General features: G+C 62.1%; 16 protein-coding genes, 1 tRNA gene and 1 pseudogene. 11 read left to right on the top strand and 7 right to left on the bottom strand.

Annotation, left to right across the window (positions count from 1 at the left end):
• Window positions 1–52 precede the first annotated feature (52 nt).
• The 4 genes from ACLI1P_RS01400 (at window position 53) to ACLI1P_RS01385 (ending at window position 3,588) form a co-directional block, all read left to right on the top strand.
• Window positions 53–952, top strand: coding sequence for an ABC transporter ATP-binding protein (locus ACLI1P_RS01400; protein WP_408929975.1), 900 nt, complete (start codon window positions 53–55; stop codon window positions 950–952).
• 24 nt (window positions 953–976) lie between these two features.
• Window positions 977–1,771: an ABC transporter permease gene (locus tag ACLI1P_RS01395; RefSeq protein ID WP_408929974.1), complete on the top strand. Its 795-nt coding sequence runs from the start codon at window positions 977–979 to the stop codon at window positions 1,769–1,771.
• Window positions 1,772–1,852: 81 nt separating this feature from the next.
• Window positions 1,853–2,974 carry a sensor histidine kinase gene (locus tag ACLI1P_RS01390; RefSeq protein WP_411709234.1) on the top strand — a complete coding sequence of 374 codons (1,122 nt, stop codon included), beginning with the start codon at window positions 1,853–1,855 and terminating at the stop codon, window positions 2,972–2,974.
• Window positions 2,971–3,588, top strand: coding sequence for a response regulator transcription factor (locus ACLI1P_RS01385; protein ID WP_408929972.1), 618 nt, complete (start codon window positions 2,971–2,973; stop codon window positions 3,586–3,588). Before ACLI1P_RS01390 ends, ACLI1P_RS01385 begins: the two co-directional genes overlap by 4 nt.
• Window positions 3,589–3,607: 19 nt before the next feature.
• On the opposite strand, the gene ACLI1P_RS01380 is transcribed toward ACLI1P_RS01385, so the two are convergent.
• Window positions 3,608–4,486 (bottom strand): hypothetical protein, encoded by an 879-nt coding sequence (locus ACLI1P_RS01380; protein WP_411709233.1) that lies wholly within the window; start codon window positions 4,484–4,486, stop codon window positions 3,608–3,610.
• A gap of 195 nt (window positions 4,487–4,681) precedes the next feature.
• Between ACLI1P_RS01380 and ACLI1P_RS01375 the strand changes: the two genes are divergently transcribed.
• On the top strand, window positions 4,682–5,137 hold the full coding sequence (locus tag ACLI1P_RS01375; RefSeq protein WP_257157849.1) for a DUF4442 domain-containing protein: 456 nt from the start codon (window positions 4,682–4,684) through the stop codon (window positions 5,135–5,137).
• Window positions 5,138–5,464: 327 nt separating this feature from the next.
• On the opposite strand, the pseudogene ACLI1P_RS01370 reads toward ACLI1P_RS01375, so the two are convergent.
• A pseudogene (locus ACLI1P_RS01370) lies at window positions 5,465–6,343 on the bottom strand (IS3 family transposase); the annotation flags it as partial.
• Window positions 6,344–6,494: 151 nt separating this feature from the next.
• Between ACLI1P_RS01370 and ACLI1P_RS01365 the strand changes: the two are divergent.
• From ACLI1P_RS01365 to ACLI1P_RS01355, 3 genes are read left to right on the top strand one after another with little or no spacing between them, the layout of a single operon-like run.
• Window positions 6,495–6,920, top strand: a complete 426-nt coding sequence (locus tag ACLI1P_RS01365) for a lactococcin 972 family bacteriocin (RefSeq protein ID WP_257157848.1) — start codon at window positions 6,495–6,497, stop codon at window positions 6,918–6,920.
• Window positions 6,921–6,925: 5 nt separating this feature from the next.
• Window positions 6,926–8,932: a hypothetical protein gene (locus ACLI1P_RS01360; RefSeq protein ID WP_411709232.1), complete on the top strand. Its 2,007-nt coding sequence runs from the start codon at window positions 6,926–6,928 to the stop codon at window positions 8,930–8,932.
• Complete coding sequence (locus ACLI1P_RS01355) at window positions 8,919–9,653, top strand: ATP-binding cassette domain-containing protein (RefSeq protein WP_016456434.1); 735 nt, start codon at window positions 8,919–8,921, stop codon at window positions 9,651–9,653. The genes ACLI1P_RS01360 and ACLI1P_RS01355 overlap by 14 nt, the downstream gene beginning before the upstream one ends.
• Here the strand turns inward: ACLI1P_RS01355 and ACLI1P_RS01350 are convergent.
• From ACLI1P_RS01350 to ACLI1P_RS01340, 3 genes are all read right to left on the bottom strand, one after another.
• On the bottom strand, window positions 9,650–10,153 hold the full coding sequence (locus tag ACLI1P_RS01350; RefSeq protein WP_257157845.1) for a mismatch-specific DNA-glycosylase: 504 nt from the start codon (window positions 10,151–10,153) through the stop codon (window positions 9,650–9,652). The two genes, ACLI1P_RS01355 and ACLI1P_RS01350, sit on opposite strands and share 4 nt — an antisense overlap.
• A gap of 432 nt (window positions 10,154–10,585) precedes the next feature.
• On the bottom strand, window positions 10,586–11,950 hold the full coding sequence (locus ACLI1P_RS01345; RefSeq protein ID WP_411709231.1) for an MFS transporter: 1,365 nt from the start codon (window positions 11,948–11,950) through the stop codon (window positions 10,586–10,588).
• Window positions 11,947–12,456: a HesA/MoeB/ThiF family protein gene (locus tag ACLI1P_RS01340; protein WP_411709230.1), complete on the bottom strand. Its 510-nt coding sequence runs from the start codon at window positions 12,454–12,456 to the stop codon at window positions 11,947–11,949. Before ACLI1P_RS01340 ends, ACLI1P_RS01345 begins: the two co-directional genes overlap by 4 nt.
• Window positions 12,457–12,485: 29 nt before the next feature.
• Here ACLI1P_RS01340 and ACLI1P_RS01335 point away from each other — a divergent pair, with 29 nt between their 5' ends.
• A complete protein-coding gene (locus ACLI1P_RS01335) occupies window positions 12,486–13,259 on the top strand; it encodes an ArsR/SmtB family transcription factor (RefSeq protein ID WP_411709229.1) in 774 nt (257 codons plus the stop codon).
• Between the two features lie 960 nt (window positions 13,260–14,219).
• On the opposite strand, the gene ACLI1P_RS01330 is transcribed toward ACLI1P_RS01335, so the two are convergent.
• Both ACLI1P_RS01330 and ACLI1P_RS01325 read right to left on the bottom strand, forming a co-directional pair.
• Window positions 14,220–14,295: transfer RNA gene (locus ACLI1P_RS01330), tRNA-Thr, on the bottom strand.
• Between the two features lie 113 nt (window positions 14,296–14,408).
• Complete coding sequence (locus ACLI1P_RS01325) at window positions 14,409–15,656, bottom strand: DNA polymerase III subunit delta' (protein ID WP_411709228.1); 1,248 nt, start codon at window positions 15,654–15,656, stop codon at window positions 14,409–14,411.
• Between ACLI1P_RS01325 and ACLI1P_RS01320 the strand changes: the two genes are divergently transcribed.
• On the top strand, window positions 15,655–17,187 hold the full coding sequence (locus ACLI1P_RS01320; RefSeq protein ID WP_411709227.1) for an adenylate/guanylate cyclase domain-containing protein: 1,533 nt from the start codon (window positions 15,655–15,657) through the stop codon (window positions 17,185–17,187). The genes ACLI1P_RS01325 and ACLI1P_RS01320 overlap by 2 nt on opposite strands.
• A gap of 71 nt (window positions 17,188–17,258) precedes the next feature.
• Window positions 17,259–18,659: a DUF418 domain-containing protein gene (locus tag ACLI1P_RS01315; protein ID WP_411709226.1), complete on the top strand. Its 1,401-nt coding sequence runs from the start codon at window positions 17,259–17,261 to the stop codon at window positions 18,657–18,659.
• Window positions 18,660–19,029 lie beyond the last annotated feature (370 nt).

Here is a 19,029-nt window from a genome sequence, read left to right as displayed (position 1 = left end):
CGCTGACATATGCCTCTACCAGCAGGCGTTGCCCAACGGAAAAATTAAGGTCATGAACACAGCAGAATCAGCTATCGACATACATGACCTCTACCGGCGCTACGGTGACTTCACCGCGGTGAACGGGATAAGCCTGTGCGTTGCACGCGGAGAAGCCTTCGGGCTTTTGGGCACGAATGGCGCGGGCAAGACCTCCACGCTGGAAGTTATGGAGGGTCTTGCCGCACCATCGGCCGGTACCGTGCGTGTGCTGGGACACAACCCCGTGACCGAGCGCGCCACGGTGCGCCCCCACACCGGCATCATGCTGCAGTCGGGCGGGCTGCCACAGGCGCTCACCGTACAGGAAACGCTCACGATGTGGGCGGGGACGTGCTCAGCGCCTGCACCGAGTAACGCTGTGCTTGGCGACGTCCACCTAGACCACCGCCGCGACGTCACCGTCGGGGCCTTATCCGGTGGCGAAAAGAGGCGGCTGGATCTTGCCTGCGCACTGGTGGGTAACCCGCAGATCCTCTTCCTTGACGAGCCCACGACTGGCCTGGATCCGGAGTCGCGACGCCACGTATGGGACCTGCTGCGCCGCCTCAAAGCTGCGGGCGTGACCATCGTTCTGACCACGCACTACTTGGAAGAGGCGGAAGAACTCTGCGATCGCATCGCGATTATGCACCAGGGCCGTATCAACGTGGAAGGCACCATGTCAGAGCTGGCATCGACTGCCACCTCCGAAATTGCGTTCTCACCGTCTCCCCCATCGGCACCGGTGCCCCAGCTTCCCGGCACCACCATTCACCGCGCCGATGACGCGGTCACTATCACCACCTCACATCTTCAGAAGGACACACACGCGCTGCTGACGTGGGCGCACGACCACGGAATAACGCTGAATAACTTCACCGCGCGGCCTGCCCGCCTCGAGCAGGTATTCCACTCCATTGCCACTAGCTAGCTCACACCGAAAAGGAAGAACTCAATGACATCCTCAACATCCTCACAGACTGCACACCCCACAGCGCACTCGGAGACTGCGGCTCCGAAAGCATCCTCGCTACGGCGCTTGCGCGCCTTAAGTCGCGCCGAAATGCGGCAGTTCACCCGGAACCCACTACTCGTCATCACGGCATTGCTCTTCCCAGCGGCCCTGCCTCTCTTTGTGTGGCTCGTCGGCGATCAATCCATAGGCTCCACGGATTCAGCATCGGAGATTTTCGTTCTTTTGGCGCTGGGCTTTGGCATCTTCTATCCGGCGCTGTCGATGACGGTGACCCGACGCGACGAGGAGGTGCTCAAACGACTGCGCACCGGTGAAGCTCGCGATTGGGAGATCCTCACCGCCATTGCCCTTCCGCTGGCCGCGACCATGCTGCTGCTGTCCATTCTCATGGTGGCAGGGCTGTCCACCTTGTCCATGTTCCTACCGCTCGACCCACCCGTTCCGCACGTGTGGCCTGTCAACGCGCTGCTCATGGCGCTGGCGATGGTGCTCGGAATAGTGTGCTCCCATGCGGTAGCGATACTGACCAGCAGCTTTACGGCCAACGCCGAGAATGCTCCGATCACCTCGATGCCGGTGCTGATGCTGCTTATGCTTTCGCAGTCCTCGCCTTTTGCCCTAGCGGTCGACATTGTGCGCGCTGGCTGGATTGGGGACGGTTCCTTCGCCTCCGTCTTCGCAGACTCATCCACTGACCTGATTAAGCTCGCCGCGTGGACGGTGGCTTTGGTGTGGGCAGCGCACAAATACATGCGCTGGGACACTCACCGCTAAGAGCGCTCATTAGACTGAGACACCACTATGGCACCTGCGATATCCACTCATAGCCGCACCACTGGCCTTGGCTGGCGGAGGATGGAACCCTCCTCCAAGTTCTTGGCGGTCAACAGATGGTCACTCATCGGCCTGCCCTGGCTCGCGGCGCTCGCACTCATCTCGCTGTTTCTGTCCCGGGCAGGGATCGGCGTCGGCGCGTTGTGGATAGCGGCAGCTGTCGCTGTGGTCTCCTGTGCCGCCGGTTCCGGTGCACTGCACACGAACCGACAGCTTCGCCTCACGCCGCATCCCCGCGGTTCTTGGTGGATGCGATGGGGGCTTATCGGTCATGGTGGCGCGCTGGCTGCATGTGCCCTCGCACTCAGCATCGGACCGCGGTCCTGGCAAACAGTCACACTGCTGGCTGCCGGAATACTCTATTGCACCCTGCTCACCGCCTACTTGCCTTTCCTCCCTCACGGCTTCTTGCTCACGGTGGTCTCCCTCGTTGTCACCGCCGGGGCAGCCTCAGCTCTTCTCTCCTTCGGCACCGCTGGGTACGTGCTCACGTACGGGGTGCTGTTTTCCGGAGCAGTATTCCTCACCACGTGGTTTTCGCGCGCCATGATTGAAACCGAGCGTTCGCGTCGCCTGGAATCACAGTTATCTGCCGCCGAGGAACGGCTTCGGCTCTCCCAGGACCTGCACGACACCATGGGCCAGCATCTCGCTGCGCTGACTATCAAGACGCAGCTCGCCCAAGCGCTCGCCGCGCGCGACGATCCCCGCGTTCATCAGGAACTCGCTGAGCTGTATCAGCTCACCCAGACCGCTGCCTCCGATATGCGTCACGTGGTCAACACCTACCGCACACCGAACCTCGGTGCCGAGCTGACCAACGCACAGACCGTGCTCACTGCCGCAGGCGCGGACGTCACCGTCCAGGGCTCCGGCGAGGACATCCCGTCTGAGCTGCGTGACACCGCCGCGTGGTTCCTCCGCGAGGCAGCCACAAACGTTCTGCGGCACTCCCAGGCCACACGGGTCACCATCACTGTGGCCCCCACGGGGGTTACTGTGTCCAACAACCAACCACAATCCTCCGCTCGGCCGGGCACGGGCCTGGAGGGCCTGCGACGCCGCGCAGCCGCACACGGCGCTTACCTCGTTGTGGAACAGAACTCGGAGACCTTCACGGTCTCACTTAAGGTGGATGCATGATCACGGTTGCTTTGCTGGATGACGAAACTCTCGTTGCCAATTCTCTCGCCACACTGATTGGGCTCGAAGAGGACATTGATGTCGTCCACGTCGCCTACTCCGCTGCGGGCTTTCTGAGATGGTGGAAGAATGCCGCTGCGCTTCCCGACGTCGTCGTGACCGACCTCCAGCTCAGCCACACACGCGACAACGATGATGAACTCGACGGTATTGCTGTGGCAGAGCACATCGCCGCCCGCGTCGTTGTCGTCACCAGCCACGCACGCCCCGCTGTGGTCAAACGCGCCCTCGCAGCCGGGGTCCTGGGAATTCTGCCAAAGACCGCCTCTGCAGAAGACTTCGCCGCCGCCATCCGCGCAGCGCACGCCGGAAAGCGCCACGTAGACCACGACCTGGCGGCCGCAACCATCGCTGCCGGGGACTCACCACTCACCGAGCGCGAAGCAGAGGTCCTAGCCTTGGCCGGGCGTGGCCGCTCCATCGAGGCCATCGCGGAAGCTGCGCATCTTGCCCCCGGTACAACCCGCAATTACATATCCTCCGCCATGACAAAGACTGGAGCGGAAAATCGCTTCGAGGCCTATACCATCGCCACCGAGCGCGGCTGGCTGTAACTGCGTGGCGTATTAAGTGCTACCAGCCGCTGTAGCCCACGCGGTCCCAGCGCGCGTTGCTCTCTAACTCACCAGCGTCCGCCGTCCCCGCGCCGCGGAACACGTCTCGGGCGTCAGGATCATCAGCGAGGATGAAGCGGAACCACGCGGTAGCATAACCGTCCCCGAACTCTAAAACGTCCTTGTGGTCCGCACCCAGGCGACGAGCAATGACTGCCGGACCACCAGCTGATTCATAGTTCTCCTGCAGGTCTTTCCACGGGCTAACAAACAAGCGGTCCGAACGGCCATCACTCGTCATCAGGAAAAGCGGCGATTCTACGTCGGCGGTGTTGTAGTCCCATCCATTGGACCGCGCCACCTTGTGGGACGCCGGGCTCGCCGCATACACAGCTGCTACCTCCACGTGGGCCGCAGCGTTGATGGCGCCCGCACCGCCCTGGGAGTGCCCGAAAATGCCGACCCGTGATCGATCCACTCGGGGATCCAGCTCTGGCAATCGCTCAATTAAGAGAACGACATTCTCCCCTGTTCCGGTATGGGGAGTCTCATCACCGACGACCACAAAGCCCCAACTAGCCAAGTGCTCCGCCACGGGCAGGTAGCTGCTCAACGGCGTATTCGTGCCATTGGCCATGACCACCGCCGGAAACGGTCCCGTACCAGTCGGCGCCGCAACGGTCACGTCGCCGTCACGCCGCACGTCGACCTCGTGTGGACCCTCGCCCGCAAACGATGCTTCCAGCGGGCCACCTGTCTCAGCGCTGTATCCGGCAGCCACGCCGTCATCACCGGTCACGCTGTCTGCGTCTACCCACTGCATGAATCCCACAAACCCGACAAACGCCACCACCATCACGGCCGCCACAGACACGGCACCAATTACCAGCTTTTTCATGCACAACATTGTGTTCTTCGCGCGAGTAAAAGGCACTAGCGCTAGCACTACTTTTTCCTGTAGACAGCGCGCGACATCTCACCGCCCGACCAGCGCCGCTGGATAAGAATCAACGAGCGCACACGCCTCATTCCGCCCCAGTAGAGTAGACGCCATTTAGCCCACCTTCCCCACCAATCAACTGGAGATTTCCTCTTGGCCCACTTTTCTGCCCGCCAGCTCAAGCGCTTCATGGGATTCTGGCCACCCTTCTTGGGCGCCGGCATAAAGATCAAGGAATTCGCTGATGATGGCACCCGCGTCGTCGTCAGCCATACGCCAAACATGCTGACCAAGAATGCCATGGGCGTGGCCTTCGGCGGCACGCTCTCCGCCATGACGGATCCGTTCTTTATGCTCGCTTCCATGCACCGCTTGGGCAAGGAGTACCGCATCTGGGATGCCGCTGGTGAGATTAAGTACCTCAAGCCCGGCCGCGGCACGGTCACCGCCGATATGCGCATTCCCGAGGAGACCTACGCGCTCATCGAAGAAAAGACGGCCCACGGCGAGAAATACCTGCATTGGTTCGACGTGGACATCCTTGATGAGGAAGGCGATGTCGTCGCCCATGTGCGCCGGCAGGTGTATTACCGGCGCAAGCAGCAATAAGCAGCGAGTGCGAAACCTGTATATGTCCGCAGACGCTGGCTAGTGACGCAAGATTACCGGGGGATTTTCCCAAAATTCTTGCGCGTGTTTACCTGGTATTTTGAAGCCATTTTGAGCACACCGGGAAGATTTGTGTTGTAGAAGGCCTCGCGCCCAACTATTCTTGCGGGCACTGCGTCAACCCGACAAGGATAAAGCTGGGTTCCCGAATGGGAGTAGGGCTTCGGCCTGAGAATTCCTTTGCTCCGAGGGTTGGCGTTTTGCTTTGAGACTTAGGCTTAAGGGACAAGGGCCTGACCCCCGGAAAGTAGATACGTCGGGGGTTAGCTATGCTGCTTGGGTCAGTGTAGCTGATGTGAGTGCTTCAAAGGTATCGGGGGCTAGAAGGTTGCACCAGGAGTGCCGTCTGCGCGTGTTGTAGCGCATGCACCACCGGAAGACTTCTTGGCGACAGCTGATTGGATTGTCAAAGACTTTCCGATCACGCAAGACTTCACGTTTTAAGGTGGCGTTAAACGATTCTGCCAGGGCATTATCGGCACTCGTTCCCACCGCTCCCATGGATTGGCGCACACCAAGTTGGGCGCAGTGGTCCCTAAATGCCTGTGAGGTGTACACACTGCCATGATCAGAATGGAAAATTGCCCCAGTAAGGTTTCCGCGGACTTTGCTGGCATGAGACAAAGCTTCGATAACCAGAGATACCCGCATGTGATCGGCTAGCGCATGACCAACGAGCTTGCGCGAGTAGACATCGATGACTGTGGCAAGGTACATGTTCTTGCCGCCCTTGCAGGGCAGGTAGGTGATGTCGCCTACATAGACGTGGTTCGGCCTGTCAGCGGTGAATTTGCGGCCTACTAGATCTGGCATGACTCGGTGACCAGGCTTGCGCCTAGTGGTGATGCATCGACGCCGTTTGGTAAAGCCTTTTAGCCCCATGGATTTCATGATGCGTGCAACCTTCTTGTGATTTATCGGGCCGAAGTCCATATCGTCGTTGAGGCTTGCAGCGATGCGTTTAGCACCATAAAGCCCGTGCTCATCATCGAAGATGGTCTTGATTCTTGTACCAATAAGAGCATCAGAGCATATCTTTAACCTGCGATTTTCGCGGGTGTTAACCCATTTGTAGAACGAGGAGCGATTGAGCTTTAATACGTTGCACATCCGCTTGACCGAGTGGGGTGAATCCAAGACATAGCGGACCAAGGACAACCACCGCCCTCCCGAGCCTAAGGCCCGTGAAAAGTACCAATAAATTTAGAAAACTGGTTCTATTCCCGTTTATATTCACTTAGGGTAGTCTCCCTTTTGAGGCAATCCCGCCTCATTTCCTCTCTCAAGGGAGACTGTTATGCCCCCCAAAAAGCGCACTCGGCAGTTTGCAGCGCTGCTGATTGCCTCTCCTCTGAGCGTTTCCGTATCTAACTCAGCCGTTGCTTCCGCAGAAGAATTCCAAGACCACGGCGCCAAGGGAGGCTTTGCTTCCGGTGTGATGGCCGAGCTACTCGGCGAGGCAGCACCAGCCTTCACAACCTACTGGGCATCTGTCGGCCGGAAAGTTCGCTACCCTGCAGGTGGCGGTACCTGGGAGTACGGATTCTGGGACGCTAAGGCGCGTTCTTATTTCACCGTGAATCGGTGCCATACTTCGACTGTGACCGTCGACGGCAGAACGCAACGAAGCATCAACACCCGCGGCGGCCAGAAGTCGATCGCCGAGCTTTGGGCAACGAATTTGCCGGGCACTAAGGACAGCTACTACTACAACTTCTGCTAGAACTCATGCGCATTCGACCCCTAGTACTTGGGCTTTTGAGCCTACTTCTTGCTGCAGTCATCGCGACTACTGGGTGGCTGCTGACAGCCCTGGTTGACTCCACCAAGCCCTTGTCCTTAGGGGTCGAATCAACCTTTAGTCTTGACTATGTCGAGCCTAAGACTTCACTCGCGGAGGAACTTGAGTCAGACTACGCACCGACGGTAATCCGTAACTCACTGGTTTCATTGGCCGAGCAGAACGGCTACTCCATCTACCGGCTGACTGGCACCGATGACGCAAGCGGGACTTCCCACGAGGTTTTCATCCCGCTGGAGCAAAATTATCCAGCACCGGAACGCATTCCCCGGCTCAACCGGCCGGATGCCTTGAGCCAAGCGGCCAGTGAGCTTGGGTCGCTGGATTACCACGGTGACTACGTCTTGGTTCCCAAAGCAACGGGTGGCAATGCGAACCACTTCTACGAATCGGCCAGGAATGACGGGCTCAGGCTAAGCGAAAAGACGCAGTTCCTTCACCTCATCCAATCGGTCGTATTCCGCCTGCCCGCGTTGGTGGCGATCCTGTTTCTATTTGTCGTTTCCCTTTTTGCCCTGGTATTTGTTCTTCGGGTTTCCGGTCTTAGATTGGCAGCGCTGCGCACAATAAATGGCGGGCACCGCAGTCAAAAAGGCAATTGGCGGCAATGGACCTTTGTCATCCTCCCGCACCTAGTTCTCATTGGCCTTGCGAGTACATTCCTCGCCCGCCAAGGGAGCTATTCTTTTGCCTTCCTGTTCCTCAGGTTCTACGCCGCCGGGATAGGCTTGGCCCTGGCTACCACCGGTTTGGCCGTAGCCGTCACCGCCCCATTGTTGCGCCGCGCAGTAGCGCTGCTGGGGCAGCGTGCCCCCGCAGAGAAGGCGGCGGGAAAAGCGCTGAAAGTAATTTCGGTCTTTACCTGCGTGACCTTTGTAGCAGCGGGTCTTAGCTCAGCGGCTGCGCTCCGCTCCTACCAGCAGGAATCCGAGGCCCAACAGACCTGGAAATCTCTCGCGGAGTTTGGAGCCTTGCATTTTTCAGCCAACTTCGACGGCCCTGCTGGCCGCGTGGAAGAAGGCGAGCTCTTGCCGCCCAGTGTGCAGCAGAACTTCCGCGACTTCGCGCTCAGCTGGGAACGGGAGCACGGGGCTGTCCTCAGCCATACTTTGCCGAAAGAAGCTACCGGTGTGCCGGACTCCTGCCCCGTGGCACTTGCCAACCGCCAATGGCACGATCTGCAGGATTATCAGTTCCGTCCCGGAGACGACAACCACTCGGTCGACTATTCCGCAGCCCAAGAGCATTTCGCAGCTTCCGTGGATCTGTGGGCTCAGGAATCCGGCGACCTGCTCCTTAAATCTGCGCAAATTGGTCCGGTCAGTGCCGATCATGCGGTCGGATTCATTAGTGGAACAATGTCGGGGGAACTGGTTCCCGGCGATTGTTTTTACGTGCTTGAAACGGACGATCTATCCGGCTTCGACGCAGACTTCCTAAGCTCCACAGCTTCGAGTAAAAATTTGCTCTTCGCGGATTTCTCGGAACTGGGTCCAGAACTTACCGCTGCCGGCCTCGAAGGCTACGTGTACCCGGTACGCGCCGCCGATCGCGGTCTGGCCGAACTAGTAGCCAGCACGGCGCTGTTCTGGCTGAGTATCCTGAGCGTCCTCGGAGCTTTGCTCGCCACGCTTGCGGCCTTGATAGTCCAGGCGCGCATCCAGCTCCGAGTTCACCGTCGCCTCCTGGTACTCCTCCACAGCGCTGGGCAATCACCGGACAAAACGATGTGGCGACTATTCAAAAGCCAACTGGTCAGCCTGACTGTTGTCGTCATTTTGTCCGTCCTGGCTCCGCTACTGCTTCCCAACCCGTTCCTCTACACCTTCACCGCGCTAAGCTGCCTTGTCTTAATCGTCTACCTCGGTTTTGTCCGTCTCAGTATTTCTCAGCACATGTCCGCCTCCCCTAGGAGTCACAATGTCATTGGCTAGCCCCAATCAGTCCCCCACTCTGCCGCCGGAGATTTCCACCTCTCATCTCTGTCTCGCCGCGGAGTCGACTTTTTCTGTGGGGCGCAGCACGCGGATGGTGAAGAAGTCCCTCGTGGAAAATGCAACGTTTTCCCTACCCGGGCCAGGCTTTGTCGCCATCTGTGGAGCCAGCGGTTCCGGAAAGACTTTGCTGCTCAACACCTTGGCCGGGCTCCTGCCGCCGGCGGACGGCCTCCTCCGGATAGACGGTGAGAATGCCTCCGCGTGGAGGATGAAGCGGAGGCGGAGGTTCTGGCGAGAACGCGCAGCGATAATCCACCAAGACCACGGAATCATTCCCGAACTAAGCTGCGAAGATAACCTCACCCTCGGGCTATCCAGGAAGCAATACTCCAAAGAAGAATTGCTGCACTCCCTCGGCGAAGTCGGTCTTGATGTCCCCTTCGACGGGCCGGCAGCTATTCTCAGCGGAGGCGAGCAGCAGCGGCTGGCGATCGCCCGAGCCCTGCTCCGCGGCGCGGCTTATGTGTTCGCTGACGAGCCGACCGCCTCCCTCGACCCCACTAACCGCGACCAAGTTATCGCGCTCCTGCGGCGAGCTGCGGACGGGGGCGCACTCGTTCTGGCCGCCACGCACGATGCCGCAGTTATTGCTGCCGCTGACAGCACCTTGCGCATCAATGATCGCCAGGTCACAGTCTCCGGCTCTGCGCGGGATTAAATCGCGATGCCCGCGGCCTTGGCCACCTTCCGGTACCCGGCCGCATGGTCCGCGACGCTGGCGTGGGCGTTGAGTCCGCTGGGGTTGTCGAGCACAAACAGGCGGGTGCCCTCCCACGGCGAGTCCTGCTCCCCGATGGCCGCCTTGGGCAGGCTAAAGGCCTTGCGGTAAGCGGTAATTCCCAGCACGGCCACGACCTTCGGGTGGTGTTTGCTAACGATATCGTCCAGGCGTGCCGGGGCCTGGCGCAGCTCGTCGGTGGTTAGCTCATCGGCGCGGGCGGTGGCGCGCGGAACGAGGTTGGACACGCCGATGCCACGTTCTTGCAGCTCGTCAAAGTCGGCGTCCGCGTAGCCGCCCGAGGCATCGAACTGGTGGGCAGTCAACCCAGCTCGGAAAAGGGCCGGATAGAAGCGGTTACCCGGGCGGGCGAAGTGCGCGCCGGTAGCGGCGGTCCACAGGCTCGGGTTGATGCCGACGAACAACAAAGGAACCGTCAAGAACCTTGTTTCGGCCCTCCTGCGGAAACTCGATGCGAGAGACCGCACAGCCTTGGCCCTCACGTTGTACAAAGCCCTAGGCGACTGGCCTCAGGGCTACAAGCCTTGCAGCGCGCCTCGGCTGCCTATGCATGAGAACGAAACTCCTGGAGCGTCCAGGAAAGACGCTCTCCGGAGCGTTCCTCGCCGAGACAGACCCGTAGTCATTAGTTCGCCGGTGGTTTGCCCCAGTCAGGGCGCTTGGTTAGGTGCCACGACCCGCACGAGGGCATTCGTAGATCCGCAGCGGCCCTGCCCGTCGCGACCGTTTCAGTGCTACATGCACGGCGTCATTATAGTGCTCGTATTCGCGTTTACCAGTTTCGGAGCACAGTACGCGTTCGACTGGCGGCTTCTTCGACCTCCTCCGATGTGCTTCATCACACAATGATTCTAAACTTCAGGTGTAACTGGCTCCTGTAGGTGACTGATGATGGTGGCAGCAACTACGAGCGCTGCGGCACCGAAGACTCCACCGGCGACCGCGACGGCTGTGTGGAAACCTGTGAGGAACGCTCCACTGGCGACCATTTCGCCGAGGACTGCGACGCCGACGACGCTGCCGGTCTGGCGGGCGGCATTGATGACTCCTCCTGCAATGCCGACATGTTCCGGCGGGGCCGAGGCCACTGCGGCCGAGGTCGCGGCCGGCATCGCGAAGGCCATCCCGAATCCAGCCGTGAAGGTCAACACCGCGACCACCACGTAAGGGGTTTCTGCGGTGAGCAGCACGAGGCTGCTGAAGCCGATCGTGCCGACTACCAGGCCGGTGAGCATGGTGGGGAACGCGCCCCACCGGGCGACGGCACGGCCGCCCAGCGGTGACGCGATCACGGCGCTGCACGCCTGTGGTGCCAGCGCGAGGCCTGCCAGCCACGGCTCGTATCCCAGGTACTGCTGGAAGAAGAGGGAAAGCACGAAGAGTTGTCCGAAGAAGCTGATGTTGAGCGCGAGCCCTACCATTGCGGCCACGGAGAACCGGGCACGAGTGAACAAGGCCATCGGCAGCATCGGGTCCGGGTGTCGTCGCTCTGCGATGATGAACAGGGCGAGGAAGACGCCCCCGGCGATCAGCACGGCTACCTGCCAGGGTGACCATCCGTGTTCGCCTGCGGTGATGACTGCATAGGTTACTGCCACCAGCGTGAGCGCGGAGAGCACCTGTCCGGGTAGGTCCACCCGTCTCGCGTGACTGCCCGTGAGCGCGGGAATTGCCCACAAGGTGAGCAGACAGCCGATAGCGACGATGGGGAGGTTGACCCAGAACACCGCCCGCCACCCGATCGTCGACACCAGCGCTCCGCCCAGGACCGGTCCGATCGCGGCGGCAACACCTCCTGCGCCGCCCCACAGCCCGATGGCGCGTGCTCGTTCCTTCGGATCGTCGTACACAGCCGACAGCAATGCCAGAGAGCCCGGCACGATCGCTGCCGCGCCCACGCCCTGGACGGCGCGACCAGCGACGAGGAACCCGCCTGTGGGAGCGAGGGCGCACACGGCCGAGAGCACAGCAAAGACCACCAGGCCAGCGAGGTAGACCCTGCGGGCCCCGAGACGGTCGCATGCGGCCCCAGCTGTGAGAAGGAACGCGGCGAACACGAGGGTGTAAGCGTCGACGACCCACTGCAGTGAGCCCACCGTCGTGTCGAGGTCAGTGCCGATCTCGGCGAGGGCGACATTGACGATGGTCGTATCGAGCATGACGATGAAGAAACCGAGGAGGGTCGCGACCAGCGCCGTGCGCCGATGCGCGGTCATACGCGAGACTCCAGCGAAGCCTCGGCGGGCGGGTGGCCGAAGTAGGTGCGCTTGCTCAGGTCTTGATCCCAGGTCCGGTAGGACCGGTCCAGCAGTGTCGGCAGCACCAGATCGAACAGGCGCCAGGACGCGGCGAAGTGCATGTCCCGGATCTCCCTGGCCGTCTCTCCCCCGGTGAGCGCGAGGAGTTGCTGGGCGACGACTTCGGCCTTGTTGCGGCCGATCGTGTCTCGCCCGGCGCCGTACTGGCGTTGCACGTTAGTCAGGTCGAAGTGGTCGGGATCGGCCAGTTTCAGGTTGAGTGCGCCCATGCGCACCAGGCGGGCGGCTGCGGCACCGCCGATGTCCCCGGTGCCGACGATGCCGATCACGGCATCGCGCAACCGTGCTTGGCGTTCACGCTGTTCCTCGGTGGTGTCGCCGAGCCAACCCAGGTTGCGGTCAACGCGTTCCCAGTAGAAGTCCTCATCGTAGTGCCCGCGTAGCCGTTGGCGGTCCCCGTTCATCGCGATCGCTCCCTTCGTCTCCTGATGCAATGAATCTGGTGAGTTCAGACTACGTCTGCGATTGTTCGGTCGTCACCGAACAGTTCCGGGTACATACTGGAGGCATGGTTGCGCGCGTGTTTCCTGAAGCGGTCCCGGATATCTCGACAGTCGCGTCGGCTCTGGCTGACTCGTCGCGGGCGGCCATGTGTGCTGCGCTCATGGACGGGCGGGCCTGGACGGTTGGTGAACTGGGGAGGTACGCGGGCCTGGCCCGGTCGACGGCGAGCGAGCATGTTGACGTGCTCGTCACCCACGGTCTCGTCCACGACATTCGGCAGGGCCGGCACCGCTACATTCGCCTGGCCGGGGAAGACATCGCACGAGTGGTCGAGAGCCTTGGCGTGGTCGCCCGCTCGCCCCTGCCCACTCCTCACAGCCTCAGCGCGTCACGGGCGAATGCGAACCTACGTGAAGGCCGCACCTGTTATCAGCACCTCGCCGGTAAGCTCGGGGTGCGCCTGGCTGAACAACTGGAAGAGCACGAGTTCATCGACTCGCACTGTCAGGTCACTAATCAAGGTCATCGCTTGTTCATACAGTGGGGTGTGCCCCCGAAGATGCTCGACACGGGCAGGTCGTGCATGGACTCCACCGAACGCCGCTTCCACCTCGCCGGCCCTCTCGGCACGGGAATCTGCAAGACTCTGCTGGATAAGGAATGGCTTTCCCGCAGGGGTCGTACCCGGGCCGTGCGTCTCACTCCCGCCGGGCGGGCAGCGCTCAACGACGCGGGGATCTCCCTCAATGGGTCAAGGGCTTAGCAACATCTGGAGTTGTCATGTAGGTTAAACTTTCTCTTTCGTTCGTCGGAGACTCTTTCAAGACTAATGGCTAACGGATAGTTTTCCGGTCCATTACACACAACCAAATGACGGGTGTTCTTCTAAAGTTCCGAACCAAAATCTTCTTCTTTGCACCTCACCCTAAGCCTTTCAGTCGGGCACTTAAATTATGTTCCTTGTCGCGATGCCAAGCTCAAAAAGAACAAAGCCGAGGCCCAGCACACGACACCGAAACGCAACCTTAGGACCCAGCCCCAGGACCTAAAGACACATACGGCCGAGGTCTCACCACTACCCCCGGCACACCATCACAGCGACTTTGATACGCAGGCCGATCACAGTACCGATTACCGTCACGCTGCTTATTCGCCGAGCCCCGTTACCCCATCACTCCCACGCTAGGACCACTACCGGCCACACAGGCGGCACAACAGCGAGATCTTTCAGTCAATTATGTAGCGCACTACACCACACGCAAAGCACACAACCCCTCCGAAGACGGGCCAAACACCCGGCCACAGCTATAACCTCACCCCGCCTCTCCACACCAGTGCACCCGCTGCACACCGCACCCCAACAGCACCACTAAACAGCCTATTTCCCATGCTCACGCGCCTATAGGGCACACACGTGACTTCACTTCACATTGTGCATGGACTGCACGAGACTCATGTTCCACCCGGTGTTCCATGCAGCGTTCCGACTGGTGTTCCAAGCAGTATTCCACCCGGTGTTCCAAGCAGCGTTCCAACTGGTGTTCCGGCACCCGTTATAGTCCATTCGCCGTAGCACCGTTTAGCCACCGTCCGGTGCTAGATCACGATACTTCGCGCGGGCTGTTTTTAGCCCATGTGGATCGAATTTGGATCTTATTAGCACTCCGGCATGGGTACACGTAACCCCCGGCTAACCGTTAGTGCAGGTAGCCGGGGGTTAAGGTGGAGCCGCCTGCGAGAATCGAACTCGCGACCTTCTCATTACGAGTGAGATGCTCTACCGACTGAGCTAAGGCGGCACGGTGCAGTGTGTATATGCACCGCGTAAAAGTTTAGCCTAGCCCTGGGGCAAGAAAGAAATCGGGCTACCCTCTGCAGCACTCGCGCAGTACACGAGCGGTACTCGCGCTGGTTAGCGCGCACCGCACGCAAGACGTAGGCGGCCCACCATCCCGTCGAAAGCCACCTGCGGGGTGACGTTCTGTGGCAGCTGCTCGCGGCAGGTGCGGATAGCGGACTGCGCGGCGAGCAGGCCGTCCTCGCTGACCCGCTGGGCAAGTTCGCCGGCCAGGCCCGCGAAGTCCGGATGGGTCATCTCCACCTCGGCGCCAACTTTGAGCATGAGGGCATCGCGATAGATGCCGGCAAGATCCACGAGGGCGATGTCGAGGCCGTCGGCGATGCGTCGCTTAGCGCGCTTCTTGTGGAGGTCCTCCATGTCCTTCAGGGCACTGCGGGCGTCACGCTGTGCCTTCGTCGCGCCCTTGCCCTTGGCCCCGACGCCGAAGGATTGCTCAATCTTGGTGCGCTCCGCTTCTTCGGATGCGGCGTGGGAATCCTTGGCTTCCTTCTCAATGAACTTCAGCAGCGCGGTGACGGACTGGAAGGCCTGGGAACCGTGAAAGACGTCCTCGGCCAAGTTGATGGCCATAGCACGGCGCTTCTGCGCACCCTGGTCCTGGACCAAATGCCGCGCGCGGCCCACGTGCTGCAAGGTGCTCACCGCAGCCAGGTGGGCGTCGGCTTCGTTAGCGCCTTCGGCGACGAGTTGCTGGACCACGCCCTCCACGCTCGGCGCCGGGATATAAAGGTGGCGGCAGCGCGAGCGCAGGGTGGCGGAGAAATCCTCCGGGTCCTCCGAGGGGGCGACCATGACGATGACTGTGCGCTCCGGCGGCTCCTCCACGGTTTTCAACAGCGCGTTGGCAGCCTCGTTACGAAGGCGGTCCGCCTTGTTGAAGATGACCACGCGCCACGGAGCCACGCTGGGCAGGCTGGCCGCGCGCCCGATGACCTCGCGCGCCTCGCCGACGGTGATGAACTGCTCCTGCGGGTCCACGTACACCAGGTCGGTATGCTCCTGGTTCTCCAGCACGCTGCGGCACGACGGGCAGCGCCCGCAGCCCGGATCACCGTTCTCGTCAGCGGAGGTGCACATGAGGGCGGCCGCGAAACACTGCGCCGCCAGGGAGCGCCCGGCGCCGGGAGGGCCGGTAAACAGCCAGGAATGGCTCATGGCGCGCGGGTCCCCCTCACCCCGCGCCGCGCGGGCGGCGCTGAGGATGGTGTGGGCGACCGAGGGGGCGCTGGCAAGCCTGTCGGCAACGCTGGAGGTATTCACTCGCTCTAGCCTACTGGGATAACTAGAGTTGTTAATCATGAACAGACTGATGCGTGGCGCCCGCTGGTTGTGGAGCACCCAATGGCCGATGTACGCCGCGCTCGTCTTGGGCGCCAACATCATCGGCGCCATCGCGATTATGACCTTCGTGGTCTTCTTCCTCCCTATGCCGGAGATTTCGGAGTTCATCTCCGATACCCCGCACCTATGGACCTACGGTTCACTTTTCGTCCTCTTCGCCGTCATTATCGGCATTGCGGTGACGCTGCGCATCTTCCGGCCGGTATTGGATTGGCAGCGCAACCCCACGGCCCACGACCCCAACATGGTGCGCAACCTCGTGCTGCGCATCCCCATTTACCAGGCTGGGGTGGCCGCTCTGGTGTGGTTGCTCGGCATCCTCTTGGCCGTAGTCCTCGCCAGCCAACAGTCGGCATGCCTGGGAATCGTGGTGGGTGTGTCCTCCACGCTGGCCGGCGCGCTGGTGGTGCTGCTGACCTACCTGCAGGCTGAGCGCCTCGTGCGCCCCGTGGCCGCGGAGGCGGTGGCGCGCCGCTTCGAGGATTCCACCCTGGAGCCGCCGATTAAGTACCGCCTGCTCTACACGTGGGTGATGACCTCCGGCATTCCATTGGTGGGCATCGTGCTGGTCCTGCTGGGCCAGCAGGAGGGGCTGTTTAGCCCGGATACGGCCGATATCATGCCGGCCATGATCGCTCTCGCCGTCACCGCGGTGGGCACCGGGCTGATGGGCACCCTGTTCGCCATCATGAGCGTGGTGGACCCCATCCAGGAGCTGCAGGACGCCATCAACCGCGTGCGCCGCGGCGAGTCCGACGTGCAGGTGGATATCTACGACGGCTCCGAGCTCGGCGTGCTGCAGGCCGGCTTCAACGAGATGATGCGCGGCCTGCGCGAGCGCCAGCGCGTGCGCGATATCTTCGGCCGCTACGTCGGCGCGGAGGTAGCGCAGCGCGCCCTGGAGGAGCGCCCAGAGCTGGGTGGCGAGGACCGCAAAGTGGCTGTGCTGTTTATCGACGTCATCGGTTCCACCACCTTCGCCGTCAACCACACTCCGGAGGAAGTCGTCGAAGAGCTCAACAAGTTCTTCGAGCACGTCGTGGAGGTGGTGCACCGCAACAAGGGCATCATTAACAAGTTCCAGGGTGATGCCGCCCTAGCCGTCTTTGGCGCGCCACTCACGGTCTATGACGCCAATTCCATGGCGCTCCAGGCTGCGCGCGAGCTGCGCCAGGAGCTGCGCGGACTGCAGCTGCAGGCGGGCATCGGCGTGGCCGCAGGTCACGTGGTGGCCGGCCACATTGGCGGTGCGGACCGCTTCGAATACACCGTGATTGGTGACGCCGTCAATGAGGCCGCGCGCCTGACCGAACTGGCCAAGGACACCCCGGGCCAGGTGCTCACCAACTCCTCCACCCTGCGCGGCGCCAACGAGGCGGAGCAGGCGCGCTGGACGCTCATGAAGTCCATTGAGCTGCGTGGGCGGCGCCGCATGACGCAGCTGGCGCGCCCCATCCGCCCCACGTTGGCCGAGCGCGCGCAGGGATAGCAGCGCCGAGGCACGAGTGCAGGGCCCGCAAGGATAAATCAGCGTTTGTTGGTTCTGGTAGCTTCGGGACCATGTCCACCTCGCCCCACCAGCCCTACCAGCCTCAACCGCCACGCCAGACTCCGAGACCGCGCCTCCTTGTCCCCGACGTCGCCCGCGGGATGGCCCTACTGGGCATTGCACTGGCCAATGTCACCACCGGGTGGATCCTCACCGACCGTTCCGGGCCCGACGCCCACTTCGGCGGCGTCGACACGCTCGCGGACCAGGTCTACGTCATCTTCGCCGCCATGTTCGTCCACGTGCGCGGCCTGCCGATGTTCTCCACGTTGCTGGGCTTCGGTGTGGGGCTTATCGCGATGAGCCTGTGGCGCCGAGGCTTCCCTCTTCCACGCGCCCGTGCCGTGATAGTCAAACGCTACGGATTCTTGGCCCTCTTCGGAGCTCTGCACTGCCTCTTTTTGTTCATGGGGGACATCATGTTGCTCTACGGCACCATGGGGATTCTCATCGGGCTGCTGCTCTCGCTGACAGACAAAGTTCTCCTGCGCGTGGCCTACGTGCTCTTTGGGCTCCAGGTAGTGAGCGGGATTGGCCTCGGCGTGGCAGCTGTGTTCGTCGATACCTCCGGACTCGACCTAGGCAGCACCTCCCCTGCGGAAAGCTACCTGTGGCTGGTGGGTGAGCAAGCCCTGGGGCTTCTCGCGCAGGTAGCGTCCATCCCCTTTACCGGCCTCGCGGTCCTGCCCGCCATGCTCGTCGGGTTTGTGTGGGCGCGCCGCGGAACGCTGGCCGGCGGTCACCGTAAGGAGCTGTGGGTGTGGGCACTCATTACCGCGGCCATCATCCTCGGCATCGGCCTGCCGTGGGGCCTGAGCGCCGCCGGGTTCCTCGATCCGTCCCTGGGCGGGGCACTCAACGCGGCCAATAGCTGCATCGGCATGCTCACCGGCCCGGGCATTGTGGCAGCAGCCACGCTAGCCCTAGAGCCCCTGCAGCACCGTGGGGCACGCCCGTGGTTCCTGTGGCCGCTTGTTGCTTTGGGCAAGCGTTCCATGACCGGCTACGTGCTCCAGTCCGTGTTCTTCCTGGCACTGGTCTACCCCTTCACGCTCAACATCGGCCCGGACTTTAGCGCCGCTGGGCAGGCAGCACTAGCTGCCGGCGTGTGGCTGGCCACGCTTGTCATCGCCTGCGCGCTCGAGGCCGCGGGCAAGCCCGGCCCCTTTGAGTGGGTGCACCGCCGCCTGTCCTACGGCAAGACCATGCGCCCAGAGATGGGGCCTGCGCTTAGCAGCGCCCCTGCCGCGCCAGCCCATCCACCAGCAGCACCAGGCCTACCGTCTGGGCCGCCGACTGGCCCGCAGCCAGGAGCCTTCCCACAGCAGGAAGCTGCGCCGCACGCGTTCGGGCCACCGTCGCAGCCTCAGAGGCCAGAAGAAGATTGGCGCCGTGGCTCAGGCCCTGCGTAGCGTCGGTCGCGCGCAGCGCCGGGTCGCCGGCAAGCGCGGAGAGTGCCGCGGCGGGAACACCAGCAATAGCCGCGGCCAGGCGCTCACTGCGGGTGCGGGCGAGCCCAACACCTGCAGCCCACGCACCGGCGCGCAGGGCCCAGCCGGTGGCGTCATTGCGTGATTCGCGCAGCTGCCACGCGAAGGCCGCGTACTGGGCGCTCACACTCGCCACGCCGAGCGCGGTGGGCTGAGCGGGAGATAAGCCCGCGCCGTACTTTGCGGCCTGGCCCACAGCGGCGGCGATGAGCCCCACGCGGGTCGCCGGGGAGCAGTCGGGGCGCAGGGCCAGCAGTACGGGCGCAGTCACAGTCGCGGCGCTGCCGAGTCT

The sequence above is a fragment of the Corynebacterium tardum genome (assembly GCF_046717785.1).
Lineage (GTDB): Bacteria > Actinomycetota > Actinomycetes > Mycobacteriales > Mycobacteriaceae > Corynebacterium.
The sequence above is the reverse complement of the archived record's forward strand: the minus strand, read 5'-3'. Positions and strand labels throughout refer to the sequence as shown.

What these genes read in the sequence shown, in the direction of transcription:
- ACLI1P_RS01390 (WP_411709234.1), top strand. Translation starts at nt 1,853, where the DNA reads ATGGAACCCTCCTCCAAGTTCTTGGCGGTCAACAGATGGTCACTCATC.
- ACLI1P_RS01365 (WP_257157848.1), top strand. Translation starts at nt 6,495, where the DNA reads ATGCCCCCCAAAAAGCGCACTCGGCAGTTTGCAGCGCTGCTGATTGCC.
- ACLI1P_RS01340 (WP_411709230.1), bottom strand. Translation starts at nt 12,456, where the DNA reads ATGAACGGGGACCGCCAACGGCTACGCGGGCACTACGATGAGGACTTC.
- ACLI1P_RS01315 (WP_411709226.1), top strand. Translation starts at nt 17,259, where the DNA reads ATGTCCACCTCGCCCCACCAGCCCTACCAGCCTCAACCGCCACGCCAG.
- ACLI1P_RS01380 (WP_411709233.1), bottom strand. Translation starts at nt 4,486, where the DNA reads ATGAAAAAGCTGGTAATTGGTGCCGTGTCTGTGGCGGCCGTGATGGTG.
- ACLI1P_RS01360 (WP_411709232.1), top strand. Translation starts at nt 6,926, where the DNA reads ATGCGCATTCGACCCCTAGTACTTGGGCTTTTGAGCCTACTTCTTGCT.
- ACLI1P_RS01385 (WP_408929972.1), top strand. Translation starts at nt 2,971, where the DNA reads ATGATCACGGTTGCTTTGCTGGATGACGAAACTCTCGTTGCCAATTCT.
- ACLI1P_RS01355 (WP_016456434.1), top strand. Translation starts at nt 8,919, where the DNA reads ATGTCATTGGCTAGCCCCAATCAGTCCCCCACTCTGCCGCCGGAGATT.
- ACLI1P_RS01320 (WP_411709227.1), top strand. Translation starts at nt 15,655, where the DNA reads ATGAACAGACTGATGCGTGGCGCCCGCTGGTTGTGGAGCACCCAATGG.
- ACLI1P_RS01400 (WP_408929975.1), top strand. Translation starts at nt 53, where the DNA reads ATGAACACAGCAGAATCAGCTATCGACATACATGACCTCTACCGGCGC.
- ACLI1P_RS01345 (WP_411709231.1), bottom strand. Translation starts at nt 11,950, where the DNA reads ATGACCGCGCATCGGCGCACGGCGCTGGTCGCGACCCTCCTCGGTTTC.
- ACLI1P_RS01395 (WP_408929974.1), top strand. Translation starts at nt 977, where the DNA reads ATGACATCCTCAACATCCTCACAGACTGCACACCCCACAGCGCACTCG.
- ACLI1P_RS01325 (WP_411709228.1), bottom strand. Translation starts at nt 15,656, where the DNA reads ATGATTAACAACTCTAGTTATCCCAGTAGGCTAGAGCGAGTGAATACC.
- ACLI1P_RS01335 (WP_411709229.1), top strand. Translation starts at nt 12,486, where the DNA reads ATGAATCTGGTGAGTTCAGACTACGTCTGCGATTGTTCGGTCGTCACC.